We start from the raw sequence: 17,782 nt of genomic DNA, 5'->3' as shown, positions 1-17,782 counted from the left end.
CTTAACTTTGTGTCAATGTGTAATTAATACTTAAAACTTCAATTGAACTCCTCCTCTAATCTGAGATGTGACAGGGTAATTACCCCTATCTAAGCCTCGCTGACTTAATCCATTTCCTCCAATTTCAGGATCAAATCCTGTATAATCAGTAATGGTCAATGGATTCTGAAGAGCAACATAAACCCTAAGGTTCGAAATCTTTAAATTACCTACAACACTTCTGGGTAAGGTGTAACCTAAAGTAACATTCCTTAATCTGATATAATCCCCATCTTCCATGTAGTAATCAGAATTTGGCATATAACTTTCTGTTTGAGCACCTAAGTTTCTTGGTACTGTTGTATTCTGATTTTGCGGACTCCATGCATATACCAAATCTTTATGGGTTAATGATTGATAAGCATATGCTTTACCCCCATTCATAATTTTTGCACCCCATGAACCAAACCACTGCATAGAGAAATCGAATCCTTTAAAATCCATTCCTAAATTAAAACCTATCTCAAAATCAGGTAATCCACTTCCTACATATGTTTTATCCTGTTCATCTATAAAACCATCTTTGTTTTGGTCGATATACCTCATTTCCCCTAGCTGAGGATTCTCTAATGGGTCCAACTGGGATTTATACTCTTCTAACTGAGCTTCATTCTGTATAACTCCATCTGTTTCATAAACAAAGAAAGCACCGGCTTCATAACCTTCAGTAATTACTGATACCAAATGGTTTGTATTAACCCTGTTGGAATACCAGCTATTATCCATATAAATAAAGGAATTATTTTCACTTGTTTGGGTAACTTCGTTTATGTTCTTGGTGTAGGTGACGCTAGTGTTCCAGCCAAAGTTACGTTTGCTCTTGTGTCTATAGCTCAACATAGCCTCAATACCTTTATTTCGCATATTTCCTACATTCATGGTAACATCACGATAGTTACCACTAACGCCAGTAGTAGGAGGCATTACTACTGGGAATAACAGATCTCTCTTATCGCTCTGATAAATATCCGTTGTTAGTTGCAGCTTATTTCTAAAGAAATTTAGATCTATACCTATATTCCTTTCTATTGAGGTTTCCCATTTCACATCCTCATTAGCATACTGTAATTGTGCGTTACCTAATGCTAGGTTTTGATTATCACCTGAACCAAAAACATAGTCCTGCATAGATTCAACAACGGCAGTATTCGTATATTTTGTAAAACGGTCATTCCCAGTTTCGCCATAACTTGCTCTAACTTTAAACATGTTAATTACTTTTTTTACGGGCTTCCAAAATGCCTCATCTGAGATATTCCAACCTAAAGAAGCTGAAGGGAACCACCCCCAACGATTATTACTACTAAACTGAGACGAGCCATCGCGACGGATACTTGCGCTTAGCATGTATTTTCCCATATAGTTATATTGTGCTCTTCCTAAACTACCAATTAAGGTTTGTGTATAGTCTCTCTGTCCAGACTCGGCAATAGCATTCCCTGTATAATTATCTAGCACATAGATATTATCACTAGACTGTTCTTCTTTTTTTGCAGAGAAGTAAGAAAAACCTGTTTCTTCAGCCGATGCAGCTAGTACAACGTTTATATTATGCTTGTTATTAAATTTCTTTCTATAACTAAGGATAGTTTCCCCTGTATACTTATGATAGGTATCACTAATAGTTTTATTAGAAGAAACGGGAGTAGAAGGAACTATATCCCCGTTGGTGTTATAGGTTGTAAAGTCGGGAGTGATTTGAACCCTTGTATTGTCAGTAAAGTTGGCACCACCACGTATGGTAAGGCTTAATGCTTTTGATATTTTTAATTGTGCGCTTATATTACCGAAATGATTATTACCAATACGCTCATCAGTTTTCATAATATTTTTAGCAATACTTCCTAAACGTTCAACATCTCCATCGTCACCTCCTGCATCTTCCAATGAAGTTGAATTTAAATTGATTTCAGGTTGGTATGAATGATATCGGTATATATAAGTTAGTAAATTACTTGGCGAGTAATCTTGCTCATCGCGTCTAAAACCAATATTTGTATTTATTTTCCAATTTCCTTTTGTGAAAACTGTATTTATACGAGTATTAAATCTATTATATTTTGACCCTGTTAACACTCCATCCTGCCCAAAATAATTGGCTGAATAGCTATAAGTCAAATCTTCTTTACCGCCAGATATATTAATACTATGGTTTTGAATGGCAGCCCAATCGTTTTGGATAACATCACTAATATCAAAATTATTAGTAAATTGCGACTTATTATTTGAAATTAAACTAGTAAGCTGAACCAATTCTTTATCAGGTGTATTTTGTTCAGATTGAATTAACTGCACATAAACTTCCTCCTCTGGAGTCATTACATTAATAGCATCTTGTGACGTTATATGTTGTACTCCGTATTCACTATTAACAGAAATGGTCATTAAACCTTTTTTACCCTGTTTAGTTGTAATAAGAATAACCCCATTTGCCCCTCTTGTACCATAAATAGAAGCTGAAGCTGCATCCTTAAGTATATCCATAGTTTCAATTTCACTAATAGATAGTTTTGGATCTCCGTCAAACGGAATTCCATCAACAACATACAGGGGTTGATTATTTCCATCCGTAATAGATGAAAAACCACGTATTAATATATTAGCTTCTGCTCCAGGCTGCCCAGTACTAGAAGTAACACTAACTCCCGCTATTTGTCCTTGCAGTGCCGTACCAATATCAGAGGTAGTAGTTTTAGCTAACTCTTCATTTTTAATTTGAACTACAGCTCCGGTGGTTTCCTTTTTCTTTTGTATGCCATAACCTATAGCTACCACTTCTTCTAGATTAACAAGATCCTTCTCTAATATTACATTATGCTCTATACTTGTTACCTCAAATTCGGTAGAATGCATACCTATAAAACGTAGAATAAGTATATTACCTTTTTCTGCTTTAATAGAGTACTTGCCGTCCATATCTGTAATGGTTCCCATGCTAGTACCTTTTATTACAACACTAACTCCAGGAATTGGCATTCCATCCTCAGCATCTGTTATAGTTCCGCTTACATTTAATTTCTGAGCAAATACTTCAAATGTGGAAAATAATAGTATTAATATTACTATATGCCACCTTATTAAAGCATTTACTGGTTTCATTTTGTTTTTCATTTTACGTAGATTAATTTTGAAATATTATTTAGGGTCGATCAATTTTCACTATTCAGTGAATGATTTGTAGATCACGTTAGTTCTACAATTTGCTGGTTAATTACTTTAGAAATAAATCTTATGTTGTTACTTATTTACAATTAGTTTACATACTGATATGTTGTTACTTGAAATTAACTGAACACTATAAAGCCCTCCTTTTAGATGATCAATTGAGATACTTGTACTCCCATAGTTTACATCTGAAACGTGCACCAATGCACCACTTATATCAAAGAACCTTACTTGGGCATCTCCAACGTAATTAGTGAAATAAACTATTCCATCAGTAACTGGATTAGGATAGATTATAAAACTGTTTTTAGAGTTGTAATTCTTATTATTAACAGTCGCCTTTTGAAGTAAGGAAGGATCAGTTCCCTTATAAAAACCAGCACCGTAGGTAGAGCACCAATAAACTCCTTCTTGATGTAAATCAATTTCTAAATCGTTTAGCCGATCTGACTGAAGGTTTCCTGTGTTTATTTTGCTCCATGAATCACCTCCATCCAATGAACGATATATGCCGGGGTTAACCATATCTGTGGAAGGAATGGAAACCATAATGACATCAGGATCATAAGTAGCTACACGAACCAGATTAACAAACCAACTTTTAAAAACTTGTTCCCATGTTTCACCTCGATTATTTGAAACCCAAACGCCTCCAATACTGGTATCTGTATTTGATGAAGAACCGCATGATATATACAATTTGTCATCTGTTAAAAACACATCATTTACATCTTCAATACCAGCAGGGATATTTACTTCTTGCCAAGTATCGCTATTGTTAGCAAGCTTATAAAGTCCACCTGCCTGGCCTGTTGCAGCCGCATAGACTACACCCTTATTAACAGGATCGAGCATCAACTTTTGTACTCGCAGTTTGTTTTGATTAACAGAAGGAAAACCGTTGTTTATTTTTTGAAAAGTAATACCTCCATCGACTGACCGATAGACTCCAAAAGGTTCATCCAGATTTCCGGATTTTATATAAGTAAGATCATTAACCGTTTTTTGCGGTACTGTAACATAAAATTTATTAACATTATCTGGATCTATTATTAAACTTAATTGATGGATTGTAGCATTTGATAATGTTATATCGGTTGGGAAGTCAAGTACTTTACCATGCTCTTCCCAATGAGCTCCTCCGTCAGAAGACTTCATTAACATACCACTAAAAGCCTGCCTATAGTGCACTGAAAAGAGAGTGTTAACATCGTTAGGATGAATAACCATTGAAGATACAGAACATTCTTTTGGATCAGCTTTATTTGGTATATTCATTTTATAAACGGCTTGTGCATTCTCTCTTACATTCTCACCATCGTCGGTTGTTCTCCAAATAGAATTTTCGCCTGAGCATAAATAAATATGTTCAATCCTTGAATCTTGAATAATATCAGCTCCTGGTAGATTACTATTTCCTGCACCAACCCAATGTTGCTGATCGGGCAATGCATCAATTTCATCATTCTCAACCCAAGTATCTCCTCCATCTCTTGAAACACATACAACCTTAGCTACCTGAAACATAATAACCGAGCCATCACTATTAAACTCAACTGTAGCTCCAGCTTTTTGATCATAAGTATCTCTTAATTCCCATTCATCTTGGGCTCTATAGTCTACATTATGAGAGGTGGGATTTCCTCTTGATTCCCAAATTGACTGATCGGCACCCTCCCAATTGGTGCCATTTCGGAATGTAACAAACCAACTATTACCTCCATCTTCTGTTCGCCACATCATTCCTCCCTTAAAAGTATATTGCGATTTATAGTTGTTTAGTACAAGAACCTTATTGGCATTAGTAGGGTCTACTCGAACCTTGCTTACTGAATGCAAAAGCGTTGTTGGTAAATTTGGATACAAGGCTTCTACTTCATCTTGCGTTTTACCAAACCAATCAGATAACGCTATCTTATATATTGAGGTTTTAACTGTATAGTCATTTAAAATTGAATTAGGCAAAGGCATATTACTATTTATCTTTAACCAATTATCTCCTTCGTCACTACTTTTAAATACACCACCATTGTAACTAATGGAAGTTCCTTCGGGAATATATTTGACTAAATCGATAGCATAAAGTAATACCTTACCTGTACCTACATCATAATGCATATCTAACGACCTGATGATGCTATTATCGAAACCTGAGTTTTTTGCCTCCCAGGTACTACCTCCATCACCACTCTTGTAAAACCCATAAGTTGTTGCCATAAAAACAATATTAGGGTTACTTGGGTGTACCATAATACGAACAATCTGGGCATCATCATTTAGGTTTGAAGGACTTACATCAACCCAAGTATCACCTCTGTCAATGGTCTTCCATACTCTGGCCTGATGATTAGTAACCGAACTATTGAAACCATGTGGCATGTTGTAAGTAAAAACAAACCTATTTGCATCACTAACTGTTCCTGAACCAGCATACCATATGTTATCATCTGTTGGGTCAACAACAATGGTATTTATCATTTGTCCCTCAAACTGATCATTAATATCGGTTCTCATAGTCCATGTTGCACCTGTATCATTAGTTTCGTAGATGCGGCTATACAATTCCATGGTGCAGAATCCAAAATTAGGTTCCTGTCTCGAAAAATCTGGGGTATTTATTTCAATTGGCCCTCTTTCTCCTGTTTTATAACCAGGTCCATCTTCATCTAATATACCATGATAGGTTTCCCCCTGATTTACCGATCGATAAGCATTATACATATTGGGCCCTTGGAAAATAATATCTGGATCCGTTGGATGCCAGAATAGATAATAATTATTGCCCGAACCACCAGGGCCAAACTGACGCCACGTAACAGCAGGGTCTGATTCTATACGGGTATTGTCAATTTTTTGAAAATCAACAGATGTTTGCCCTGTACTGTTTAAAACACACAACAGCATTACACTTAATAAAATAGAAGCTTCTTTTTTCATATTTCTTTGTAGATTTTATGATATAGATATACTACCTATAATGCAGAATAACTTAGCGCTTGGCTTCATCAGGGATTGCTTCTTTATAGAAATCATTCCTTCTATTATGATAATCTTTGTATCCCAACATATTACAAGGCACATTTAACTTATTCCAATGTTCCCATTGCTCCTTAAGGCGTTTGGCCTTTTCGGGTTGCTCATCTATAATATCGTTAGACTCAGATTTATCTTTAGGAAGAAAAAACATTTGAGGTATTTTGCTATCCATGTCCTTAAGGTGCTTTGTTCCATCTGATGCCAATACTGACCAATTCTTTCCACCACGCCAAAAAATGGCTTCATGTGGAGCGCCCTTCTCTTTTCCTATTGTATACGGAATTAAGTTTACCCCTTCCATTGCAGGAGTTGTATGTGCATTAGCCCCTGCTACCTCTACTGCAGTGCGAGCAATATCTATGGCCTGTACAGGGTAAGTATACCTACTATTAGAAGGAATCTTAACAGGCCAACTTGCAATAAAAGGAACATGAACTCCTCCGTCATAGAAGTTTCCTTTACCCCCTCTGAATGGACCATTACTTGAGGCATTTCCTTTTTGTGGATATTTTTTTGTTGGCATAGGTCCTCCATTATCACTTAAAAAGAATATCAAAGTGTTTTCGTATATATCATTTTGTTTTAATGCACTAACAACCTCACCTATACCCCTATCCATAACATCTACCATGGCGGCATATACTCTACGCTTTTTATCTTTAATATGTATATAACGTGCAATATCTTCTTCAGGGGCTTGTAAGGGTTGGTGCGGTGCATTATAGGCAACATATAGAAAAAAGGGGTTTTCTTTATTTTTTTGTACGAACGATACCGCATCACGACTTAGTGCTGTAGTAAGGTAACCTTCGAAGTTGGCTGTATGTTTATTACGTAATAGCCCCTGAAGTTGGCCTTCCCAAACACTCTTTGTCAAATCAATTTTAAAATAATGATGTCCCCCTCCTAGAAATCCATAGAAATAATCAAATCCTCTATTATTGGGGTGAAATGGCTCAGCTGCTCCTAAATGCCATTTACCAATAATACCTGTTACATACCCAACCTCCTGAAGCCGTTCAGGAAATAACTTTTCTTCCTTACTAATACCCATAAAAGGGTTACTTGTATCATATGCCGGATTGGTTTCAAAACCAAAACGATATGGATAACGACCAGATAGTAATGCAGCTCTACTTGGTCCGCAAAAAGAGTGATTAACATACCCCTGCTCAAAGACTACACCTGCCGATGCTAATTTATCGAGATTGGGTGTTAATATATCCTTTGATCCTGTAAAACCAGCATCTCCATAGCCCATATCATCTGCCATGAAAACAATAACATTAGGCCTTTTATTTTGACCATTACAAATTAATGCTCCTAGAAGGACTATAATAATAATTGATAAATATTTCATTTTTTTCTACTTTGTTTTTTAATTTTAGGAATTATTTCTGCTGGAATATTTAATACTTTATCGTCAGCCCCTTCTGCAAATGTGCTGATATCCCAAACTTCTTTCTTACTCCAATCGCACTCTATCCTATTATCCCCCAAAACAATCTTGCCCAACTTCATCCTAAACCAATCAGACAAAGCTTCGTATTTAGGATCATAAGCTACATTCCTTTGTTCCTTAGGGTCTATTCGTAGATCATATAAAGCCATCTCTACATTATTTTTACTAGTTGTTAGTGGCCACTTTATATGTTTTAATAGGTCAGATTCCTGGGGTTTACCCCGACCTGGTCTTGTCCTCATTGAAAAAGAAAAATTCCCACTTCTCAAATAAGACCGCTCACCAAATATTTGATTCATCCCACCTAACACATAAGGCCGTGGTTCTCTTTTACCATTTACAACTTCTCCCAAGTCATATCCATCCAAGTGTTTAAATTTGGAAGTCGCAACATCAACACCTGCAGTTGTATAAAATGTTGGGGCAAAGTCAACGTACTCTATAAAATCATCGACAATAGTTTGCTTCGGGAATCGTTTATTATCAGAAGATACCACTACTACTGTAGTATGATTAGATGTATCGAAAGGTCCGAATTTACTGGCTCCACCCTGTTCTCCTAAATGCCAACCATGATCACCTAATGCAAGTATAATGAGGTATTCTTGATTCTGTTTTTCACAATAGTTTCTGAATGTATGAATGGCTTCTCCAACCAAAGAATCTCCAAAGGCACAAAATGCATAATAATCACGAATGATATTTTGCTTCTCCTCATAAGTCATTTTATCAATAGATGCATGTTTAAACCATGACTTTAATTGCCCAATTTCTTGGAGATCATTTGCCTCTTTCTTACTAAAATTAGGAATCTTATATTCTATATTTCTAAATTTATCTCGAAACGATTTAGGAGGAACTACAGGGGTGTGCGGAAAGTGAAATCCTAAATTAATAAACTGAGGTTCTGACGTTTTAACACCTTCAACTATTTTCCCATCATAAGCGGTATAAGTAGCATTAGGGTTATTTAAATATTTCTGAAACTCACCAGTTATTCGTCCGTCACTAGTCAATGGCCCAGGCATTGGACTTTCCCCAGCCAGCACAGCTCTAGAACCATTTGTATAGTGACGAATAATTCCTTTTTCTTTCTCGTAAGTTGCGCGTGTAAGAGAATCAGCCAATGGAACACTGCCCTTAGCTTCTATATAAAAACTAGTAACTGTACCATCTGGATGAAACCAAAACTCCTTTTTGCCCTTTGGTCCTTTTTTCCAAACTGGTCGTTGTTTCCAATCAGTATAACCATATGCCCGCATATCTTGCATTTCAGCATAATAATTATAAAGATGATTCACATCATCCGTACATATTTTCCCATTTTCCCACCGATACAAATGAATATGTCCCTTACCAAAATAAGTTGTATTATACCCCTGCTCTTTCATTACACTCGGAATATCTCCTTTATAATGCGACGCAGCAACATGTGTTTTCTCAAACCCATATACGCCTGAATGCCATGGATACATACCTGTGTGCATTGAAGCTCTAGAAGGTGCACACCCAGGTGAGTTACAATATGCCTTGGTAAATAATACACCTTCCTTAGCAAACTCATCAATATTAGGAGATTCTACATGTCCTAAAGGGCTATCTTTTTTACCCGAAATAGCCTTATTATATGCTCCTATAGCATCTGCTCTATGGTCGTCCGTTATTATCCATAAAATATTAGGTTTCCTTAATTCCTGTGCATCTACACTTATTCCTAATATTAATAATGCAATAAATATGGTTGCTTTACATTTCTTCACGTTCTGCATAATCTATGTGCTATACTTTGATCTCAAAGGCTTTATGATATTCTAAAGTAGATTTACTTTAGCTAAAGAAACGATCACACTGAGATATTCGCGATGCTTTATCGTTGACCTGAGCGCTTCTATCATATATCAGTTCTGCTACTTGAGAAATAATATAGACGATTTATAATACCTGGATTTTCTTAATTATTGATTCGCCTTGATACGCCACCTTTACAATATAAATACCAGCATCCCAACTAGCTACTGAAATCGTTGATTCTTCAACATCGCTAACCTTAGTACCGGTTAGGCTATAAATTGAAACAGTACTTCCTTCTGGTACATTAATATGAAGTAATTGATTAGCTGGATTTGGATATACCTCTGTCTCCAATGTTTCTCCTAATGATATAGAAGTTGCAAAATCCCAGGTTACAGGCACTTTTACGGCCTCCCCAATATAATTTTTATCGGCATCTTGCATCTGAATATATACATATCCGTTCCCTGAATAAAGACTGGTACCCTTAGCATCATTTTCTGTAACAAATATACCATCTCCATTTATCGATCCAGTAAACCCTTCTTCGATATCTTTTACCGACACAATTGTTTTTAACCAAACCGCTGTACCTTCTGATTCTATTCGTCCATATTGTGCAATAGTTATTTTATAAGGACCTCCTGTACTTGGTGTAGTATAATCTATCTCATATTTAAAATCAGGTGAGGTAGATGCATCAATAATTGTATTTTCAATATTAATACCTGCATGATCTAATAAAGATACTGTTGATATTTGAGCAGTTATACTACCACCATAAATTAACATAATAGCTGTAACGAGTCTTTTAATTAGATTCTTCTTCATTCGATAATTATTTAAAGCGATTTTAAATTTCGCTAGCAAAAATGAATGAATTAGTAATATAATACGATACATATATCATCAGCAGAAACTAAGCTAAAAACCAAACTCAATGACAAAAATATAAGCAACAGAAATTTTATAGATATTTTAAACTAAGCAAATCATGACAAACAAATTCATAAATAGTTATAAATGTGCATTTAATGAAAACATACAACTAACAAATTCAAAACAACAGTGCATATGATGATTTATCACTTAAGTTTCTTATACTTGAAAATAGTTTAAGGTATTTAAAAACTACAAACACATCGTTAGAAAGGAAACATTAAAATATGTATCATACATTTTACACTACATTACCCAGTCGATTATTTATCATTCTGTTTGTTTTTATCTTTTCTTCAAATCTTACAGCTCAAATTAACGACACATCTAAGCAAGCACAGGTTACTAAAATGTTTGAAGAAGCAATGTTCATGCAAAATATTAACATTGACTCAACCATCACTTTGCTTCAAAATTGCCTTATAATTTATGAAGAATTAGAAGATAACAAAGGTATTGATGAAACAAAGATTAAATTAGTCACATATTATGTGTCAATAGGACAATACCATCATGCATATAATATTGCAATAGAAATGTACAACCGATTTGAACAAATTAATAATACAGCCTTTCAGATAGAATTACTAAGAAAGTTAACTGTTCTTTATCTTATATTCGAACAAAATGAGAAAGCAAATGAGCTAGTTGTAGAAAACTTTGATAATCTTCATCAAATATCTTTGCAAAGTAATGATAGCATTCGTTTACAATATAAACTATACAGCTTATTAGCTTATGTTGAGTTTAAAGCAAACAAGGATTACTTAAAAGCTGAAGATGCCTTTCTAAAAAGTTTCCATTTATCAATGCAATTGGCAGATAAAAGAACAATTAAATTTGTTAAACTAAGGTTAGCCGATCTGTATGTTAATATGTATAGAATTAATGACGCTGGGAAACTTTTATCAAGCTTAATGGAAGATTCCGTTTCAATCCAAAAACCCTTTCATGCTCAACTATTCAATGTAATGGGCAAATACTATAACAAAAAAGAAGAATTAGATTCATCTATTATTTATTTCGAAAAAAGTTTAACTATACTAAATGCAACGCAGAAACATAAAAACACAAAGGTTAACATTCTAACTAGCTTATCGCAACAGTATTTTATAAAAGAAAACTATCTTAAAGCGTATAACTACCTAAAGGAAGCGAAGCAAATTAATGAATCTATTTTTGGTAGCAAAAGCATGCAGAACCGAGAAATATTTGAGATGAAAAATAAATATGCTTCTGAATTAAAAATGCAAAAGTTATCGATATTAGAAAAGGAACAAAGAATTCTGCAGCTTAGGTCCATTGTTTACACAGGTTCACTTTTTGTAATTATAGTACTCATATTATTATATTTAAAACGTAAAGTTAAAATTGAAAAGCTAAAGAGACAGGTTATACAAGAAAAACAACAAATAGAAATGGATAAGAAAGAAGAAATTCTTGAAGTAAGAAACAAAGAACTACTTTCTTCTGCCATGCAACTTCTGGAACGTGACAATCAATTAGACGAAATAAAGAATACACTTAACACGCTAGATTTTAAAGACGAGAACAAAGCCACAATCAGCAAAGTAATCCAATCTTTTAAAATAAATCGGTCTCAAAAATGGAACGAATTTGACGTACACTTTACAGCCGTGAACCATTCATTTTTCCTCTTATTAAAAGAGATGTATCCATCACTAACGAAAACAGAATTAAAAATTTGCGCCTTTATAAAACTCGGATTTTCAAGTAAAGAAATGGCGCAAATTATGGGTTTAGGTGTTGATGGAATTAATACTAGCCGTTACCGAATTCGAAAAAAAATGAATATTAACAAAGGATGTAACCTAATTGATTACATACAAAATATTGGTTAATTAATAACTACAAAGTATAATTAACCTATCCCCTCATACAAACTATAATTCTGATATTTAGGTATTCAACACACTAATGTGGCTTATGTATTATTTATGATGAGAGCTTAAACTTTATGGAATGATATGGTTTAATTGGTCTAATATTTGTTTCAACACAAACCGAACAGATAGTGCTTTGATTGAAATAGAAGTACTTTAACCACTAACTGATTTAGACAATAACATTTGTCTTATTTTATGGAAAGTATTAAATGAATACAAGCACAAAAACACACTCTTCCCGAATCTCTTCAATAGATATATTAAGAGGCTTAGTAATGTTACTAATGCTATTAGACCACGTAAGAGAGCGATTCTTTTACCATGTGAAAATTCTAGACCCATTAGATATTGACGATACACATCCAACATTGTTTTTTACACGAATAACGGCCCACCTATGCGCTCCAATATTTGTTTTCTTAACAGGATTATCTGCATGGCTATACGCCAATCCTGCTCAAAAACCATCGCGCTCAGCTAGTGCCTTTTTATTTAAACGAGGGTTATTTTTGGTTTTACTAGAGATTACTATTATTAACTTCTCTTGGTTTGGAGACTATCAGGTATTGTACCTACAAGTTATTTGGGCAATAGGTATTAGTATGATATGCCTTGCTGCATTGTGCAAACTAGATAGAAAATGGATTGGTATAGTAGGCGCCCTAATAGTTTTTGGACATAATCTATTGGTTCCTATTTCATTTTCTCCTGATGAAACCGGATATACTATATGGACAATTTTACACGATAGAGGATTTTTAATTAACAATGAGATATTAACTATTAAAGCATCGTACCCTGTGCTGCCGTGGATTGGCGTAATTCTATTAGGTTATTTTGCAGGACCTTTATTTGGTAAAACCATAACATCAAATACAAGAAAAATTAGCCTAGTATATATTGGCTTAAGCTGCTTATTAGTGCTTTTTGTATTCAGGTATTTTAATCTGTATGGAGAAACGCTTCCTTTTGAATTTCAAGAAACGTTTGTTAAAACTCTTATGTCGTTTATAAATTATACCAAATATCCACCCTCACTCGACTTCTTATTATTAACCATAGGAATTGGTTTTTTACTTTTAGCGTTGTTTGAAAACATGAATAATAAGTTTACCACGGCCTTAAAAACATATGGCTCAGCACCAATGTTCTTTTACATATTTCATTTATATGTACTCTTAATATTGTATAAAATACTTACTGCAATATATGGCACCCAGCAAGGAGAATATTTTGGGTTTAACCATATTTGGCAAATATGGGCACTTACAATTACACTATCTATTGCTTTATATTTCCCTACTAAATACTTCTCTAACTACAAACGCCAAAGTAGCAACAAGTGGATAAAGTACTTTTAAATATATTAACAATGCGTGCCATGCATGTATAACGTACAGCGAAATATAACACCAATATATTATTAGTTGACAAACAAGCGCGAAAGCATTATTTTATTAAGATGAAACTTGCACCAAATATTATAGTATTAGTCTTTCTAAGTTTTCTTGCCTTAACAGCTTGTAAAAAGAGTAAATCAAATACTCCTCTACCTCCCTTTTACAATGAAGGCTTGTCAACAGGGATTAATTATGGCATTGCTGCGGGCTATAATAACGATGTAGACATTGTAAGTAATGAGTACGTGCTTAGCGCAGATGATTTCGAAAATGGCGAAGTAAATATTTACACAGAAGAGGATAGGTACAAAAACAATGTTGATATAACTGCTAGTGCTGCATTAGAAAGCAAATATGGAGCATTGCACACCTGGCAAGAAGGAGAAAATGGACCAACATGCAGATACCCCATTCCTGATGCCGCCCACAAAGAAGTGAGACAAGGATATTTTATTCGGATGTATTTAAAGTACGATAAAAGCTTTCACCCTGGAGATGGAATGGAAGGGGTTGGTGTAAAAGGATTTGGCATATACAATGAACAGGGGGCATCAGGACTAAATGAACCATGCGATGGTACCAATTGGTATGCAGCCTCTTGTCAATTTGTAGGCTGGGGCCCTTCTCAAAAGCCTGAAGCGAATGATGGATATTTATGGTTCGGACATCTTTATAGCTACCATCCAGAAGCTGATAAATCAGTTGCTGAGTTGGGTAAAATTACAGTGAGCAATCCTGAAACAGGTGATAAACCTTATCGCTTTTCAATTTATGGTGATCCATATCTTTATATTAAATTCGATCAATGGTACTGTTACGAAATTGGTTTATACCTAAATACTCCTGGTAAAAGTAATGGTGAAGTCCGTTTCTGGATTAATGGAATTTTACAATCTAGAGCTAGCAATATGCGTTTTAGAAACATCGAGGATTTAAAACCTCAATATGTACAACTAAACTTACACCGAACAACAGCAAATTTTCCTCAAACAATGAAACGTTTTGCAGATAACATTGTGATTGCCACTCGCTATATAGGTCCTATTGCTGAAGAATAAGCACTAAATATTATATTACGCCCGCAGTTAAAACAGCCACTAGTTTCTCTAACTCCACTCTGCCATCGGGATGATAAAAATGAATAAATATGATATATATACCAAGCTGTGATTTATAATGATTAGCATCTATTCCATCCCAAGTTACAAATCCATTAGGAGCCATTAAATCGCTATCAATAAGTGTATCAACCAAACGGCCCATATCATCATAAACACGAATCGAAGCCATCCAGCCATTATCTTTAACATTGTAATTTATCTGTAAAACATCATTATACCCATCGCTATTGGGGCTAAATTCTTGCTCAGATAACCAAAAGGTTTTCTCACTATCTGAAACCGCCTCTGTCAACATCTGAGAATTCACTTTTGTTGGGGTGCCATAACCACTTTCTCCTGAAGCCGAGTGCCAATTATTTACATCATTGGTATGTGCTGCATAGCTAATCCGCTCCAAAGATACACCCTCATTATCACTCAGTAATGCAAAATGCATATCCTCTGTATAACTAAAAGCATCAATCACTTCTCCCCTATAGTTACACAATACAAGATCACCTCCATCATCAGGTAAACTAGGCATAGATGTTTCTATCAACAATTCTGCATCTACGTTTTTATACTGCAATTTAATCATTGATGAATCGTTACATATTGCTAAGTGATCACCTGGGAAGAAAAGTTTTCCATTATCTGCGATAGAATACAACTTATCAGGCACACCATCCGCATTTAGGCGAGCTATATTAAGCGAATCTAGATTAAATACCTTATTACTATTATTAAACACCTCTACAAAATCGGAGCCTTCAGTAAATGGATTAAATAAAATCTCATTAAAAATAACATCTAAACTATCGGGCATTACAGGAACTGCCAATCTTAACTTATAGAGATCTAACAGTTTATTCTTTGCCAAGTCTGTTGGTTGATTTTCAAATTTAAGGGAGTAGATCTCGTTCGAGACTAGTTTTTGTTCTATATGGATATCTAATCTATCCATAAATACTGAATCTAAACTTGTGGAATATGACTCAATATTTGCGACTTTAATTTCTGATATCGCTTCTAGTTCCATTGCCTCCGAAAAAGTGATACTAAAAAGCGTATCATTATGCCAAGCTATATTTTTAACTGATGGATAAATATGATCAGGGTTACTATCAAACATAGAGTTTTGCGCCGCTGGAGTTCCACCATTCAAGGCCGTTGAATAGCACCAATTATCGCCATAATTCTGGTAATTATTTACATCAACCCTTTCAACGGACCAACCGCCATCATTTTTGAAAGTATCCTCTTTTTTCGCAAAAGGGTATCTTATGGCATCCACTACTAAACCTTCCCTATGTTTAAGAACAATTTCACCACTAGTATTATTAAGACTAGGCATACTACTAACTCCTATAATATTATCTGATGTTACATAAGCACCTTCATTATCCACTAACAGTAAATATTGATTTGGAAGGATAATAAAATCCGACAGAATATTTTCCTTATCATTGATATATAAAGTCCATCCTTTTAAGTTTATTTCTTTATCTGTGTTATTAAAAAGTTCAATATACTCTTCCTCTGCCAGCCCCATACTAGGGCTTGGGTCAATCATTATCTCGTTAAACACAACATCATATCGCTTGGGCTGATAATAGTTGAACTGAATAGTTGATGGTAGTATTACATCCCCATTGGTACTATATATCTTGTCAATTGAGAAATCATAATTAAAATCTGATGTGAATTGATTCGCACTGTTCAAAAGCAGACTTGTATCTGAACTGAATTCAGCTGTAAACTGCAAGTCATTAGAAATAATTTGTGGGATAGAATCAAGCTCACAGCTTTGTGAAAAATATATAAGTAGTGCTTTGGAATTTAATACCTCGGTACCAGATACCGCAATTCTGTTATATGAATAGGCCAAATATTCCTCATTCATTGTATTGCCAAACAGGTCTTGTATCCCTTTTATAGTGATACTTCTATCTTTAGTGTCAGGCAGATAATCATTTAATTTAAGGGTCAAAATGTTAGAATCAATTGTATAAGATTCTACTTCAATTTGATGTGGTAATACAAATAAGTCAGATAACTCACTTGGCAATATAATACTTTCATTAAAAATGATTTGAATAGTAGTTCCATTTATTACGGTATGAGATTTGATATACGGTTTTTCATCATCTACAAAAGCATCCCCTTCCACTTCGATACCCTCAAACCACATTTTTGCACTGCGGGTAGAAGTATATTTACAGTACAAACCAAAATAGGAACTACGTTTAATTTCATCATCAAATACTTGTAAAGCATCTATTTTTATACCATTAACATTTCCACTTAAATTCCAATTACCAATAGCATCGCGCTCAACAGTTATTGATATATCATTCGTGTTTTCTGCAATTATTTTATCCAATCCATCAATAATTTTAGTATTTACACCATTCACTAATTTCCAAAGTGATATTTCATCTTCTGTATTACCAATCATTACATAGTACGCTTCAGTATTCTCAGAAATATATTGAGTACTACTCACCAAATAAACTTTCATATAATTTGATGCCGATGGATTAAAATCCATACTAACACCAAATTGCCATTTGGCATTATTAATTGCTTCTCCTAATCTAGATATATAAGCATCTGAGGTAGCTTCTGGAGCATCTAATTGAAGTTTTCCTGTTGTATATATTTTAAACTTTTCAAGATCGCCAGTCCAATTTGTTTGTGTTGATAAATCAGGGTAGTTCCATGCTTCTAAAAATTGGGCATTAAGTATATACGGGAAAAATAAAAGCGTGAAAAAAAGAAGCTTCATAGGTTTAGGTTTAAGGTAAAATAGTTATTTTTGCATGATAAATATCATCATCATCACCAACATAAAATGAGTTTATTCCCATTTTATAATCACAACAAAAATCAATTAATAATTTAAAATAGTTGATATTGATTAATAATCAAAAGATTATACTT

9 protein-coding genes are annotated in these 17,782 nt (G+C 34.4%); 3 read left to right on the top strand and 6 right to left on the bottom strand.

Annotation, left to right across the window (positions count from 1 at the left end; all coding sequences use genetic code 11):
- Nucleotides 1-30: 30 nt before the first annotated feature.
- The 5 genes from A8B35_RS07840 to A8B35_RS07820 all read right to left on the bottom strand — a co-directional run bounded on the left by A8B35_RS07840 (nucleotide 31) and on the right by A8B35_RS07820 (nucleotide 10,324).
- Nucleotides 31-3,150, bottom strand: a complete 3,120-nt coding sequence (locus tag A8B35_RS07840; protein WP_068472146.1) for a SusC/RagA family TonB-linked outer membrane protein — start codon at nucleotides 3,148-3,150, stop codon at nucleotides 31-33.
- Between the two features lie 126 nt (nucleotides 3,151-3,276).
- Entirely contained in the window at nucleotides 3,277-6,141 is a 2,865-nt protein-coding gene (locus A8B35_RS07835) for a T9SS type A sorting domain-containing protein (RefSeq protein ID WP_068472144.1), read from the bottom strand.
- A 52-nt stretch (nucleotides 6,142-6,193) separates the two neighbouring features.
- Nucleotides 6,194-7,600: a sulfatase family protein gene (locus A8B35_RS07830; RefSeq protein ID WP_068472142.1), complete on the bottom strand. Its 1,407-nt coding sequence runs from the start codon at nucleotides 7,598-7,600 to the stop codon at nucleotides 6,194-6,196.
- Entirely contained in the window at nucleotides 7,597-9,462 is a 1,866-nt protein-coding gene (locus tag A8B35_RS07825) for a sulfatase-like hydrolase/transferase (protein WP_222844116.1), read from the bottom strand. The genes A8B35_RS07830 and A8B35_RS07825 overlap by 4 nt, the downstream gene beginning before the upstream one ends.
- Nucleotides 9,463-9,634: 172 nt before the next feature.
- Nucleotides 9,635-10,324, bottom strand: a complete 690-nt coding sequence (locus A8B35_RS07820; protein WP_068472138.1) for a T9SS type A sorting domain-containing protein — start codon at nucleotides 10,322-10,324, stop codon at nucleotides 9,635-9,637.
- Between the two features lie 335 nt (nucleotides 10,325-10,659).
- Here A8B35_RS07820 and A8B35_RS07815 point away from each other — a divergent pair, with 335 nt between their 5' ends.
- The 3 genes from A8B35_RS07815 to A8B35_RS07805 all read left to right on the top strand — a co-directional run bounded on the left by A8B35_RS07815 (nucleotide 10,660) and on the right by A8B35_RS07805 (nucleotide 14,797).
- Nucleotides 10,660-12,294: a LuxR C-terminal-related transcriptional regulator gene (locus A8B35_RS07815; RefSeq protein WP_068472136.1), complete on the top strand. Its 1,635-nt coding sequence runs from the start codon at nucleotides 10,660-10,662 to the stop codon at nucleotides 12,292-12,294.
- Between the two features lie 254 nt (nucleotides 12,295-12,548).
- Nucleotides 12,549-13,700, top strand: a complete 1,152-nt coding sequence (locus tag A8B35_RS07810) for a DUF1624 domain-containing protein (RefSeq protein ID WP_068472134.1) — start codon at nucleotides 12,549-12,551, stop codon at nucleotides 13,698-13,700.
- A 101-nt stretch (nucleotides 13,701-13,801) separates the two neighbouring features.
- On the top strand, nucleotides 13,802-14,797 hold the full coding sequence (locus A8B35_RS07805) for a hypothetical protein (RefSeq protein ID WP_068472132.1): 996 nt from the start codon (nucleotides 13,802-13,804) through the stop codon (nucleotides 14,795-14,797).
- A 10-nt stretch (nucleotides 14,798-14,807) separates the two neighbouring features.
- Here the strand turns inward: A8B35_RS07805 and A8B35_RS07800 are convergent, their stop codons facing one another.
- Complete coding sequence (locus A8B35_RS07800) at nucleotides 14,808-17,627, bottom strand: lamin tail domain-containing protein (RefSeq protein WP_068472130.1); 2,820 nt, start codon at nucleotides 17,625-17,627, stop codon at nucleotides 14,808-14,810.
- Nucleotides 17,628-17,782 lie beyond the last annotated feature (155 nt).

Origin of the sequence: Saccharicrinis aurantiacus (genome assembly GCF_001660705.2) — a bacterium.
GTDB classification, from domain to species: domain Bacteria; phylum Bacteroidota; class Bacteroidia; order Bacteroidales; family Marinilabiliaceae; genus Saccharicrinis; species Saccharicrinis aurantiacus.
Note: the sequence above shows the minus strand (reverse complement) of the source record. Positions and strands in the feature narration are given on the sequence as shown.

Coding starts and splice junctions, on each gene's coding strand:
- A8B35_RS07800 (WP_068472130.1), bottom strand. CDS start 17,627: ATGAAGCTTCTTTTTTTCACGCTTTTATTTTTCCCGTATATACTTAAT.
- A8B35_RS07805 (WP_068472132.1), top strand. CDS start 13,802: ATGAAACTTGCACCAAATATTATAGTATTAGTCTTTCTAAGTTTTCTT.
- A8B35_RS07835 (WP_068472144.1), bottom strand. CDS start 6,141: ATGAAAAAAGAAGCTTCTATTTTATTAAGTGTAATGCTGTTGTGTGTT.
- A8B35_RS07810 (WP_068472134.1), top strand. CDS start 12,549: ATGAATACAAGCACAAAAACACACTCTTCCCGAATCTCTTCAATAGAT.
- A8B35_RS07815 (WP_068472136.1), top strand. CDS start 10,660: ATGTATCATACATTTTACACTACATTACCCAGTCGATTATTTATCATT.
- A8B35_RS07820 (WP_068472138.1), bottom strand. CDS start 10,324: ATGAAGAAGAATCTAATTAAAAGACTCGTTACAGCTATTATGTTAATT.
- A8B35_RS07840 (WP_068472146.1), bottom strand. CDS start 3,150: ATGAAAAACAAAATGAAACCAGTAAATGCTTTAATAAGGTGGCATATA.
- A8B35_RS07830 (WP_068472142.1), bottom strand. CDS start 7,600: ATGAAATATTTATCAATTATTATTATAGTCCTTCTAGGAGCATTAATT.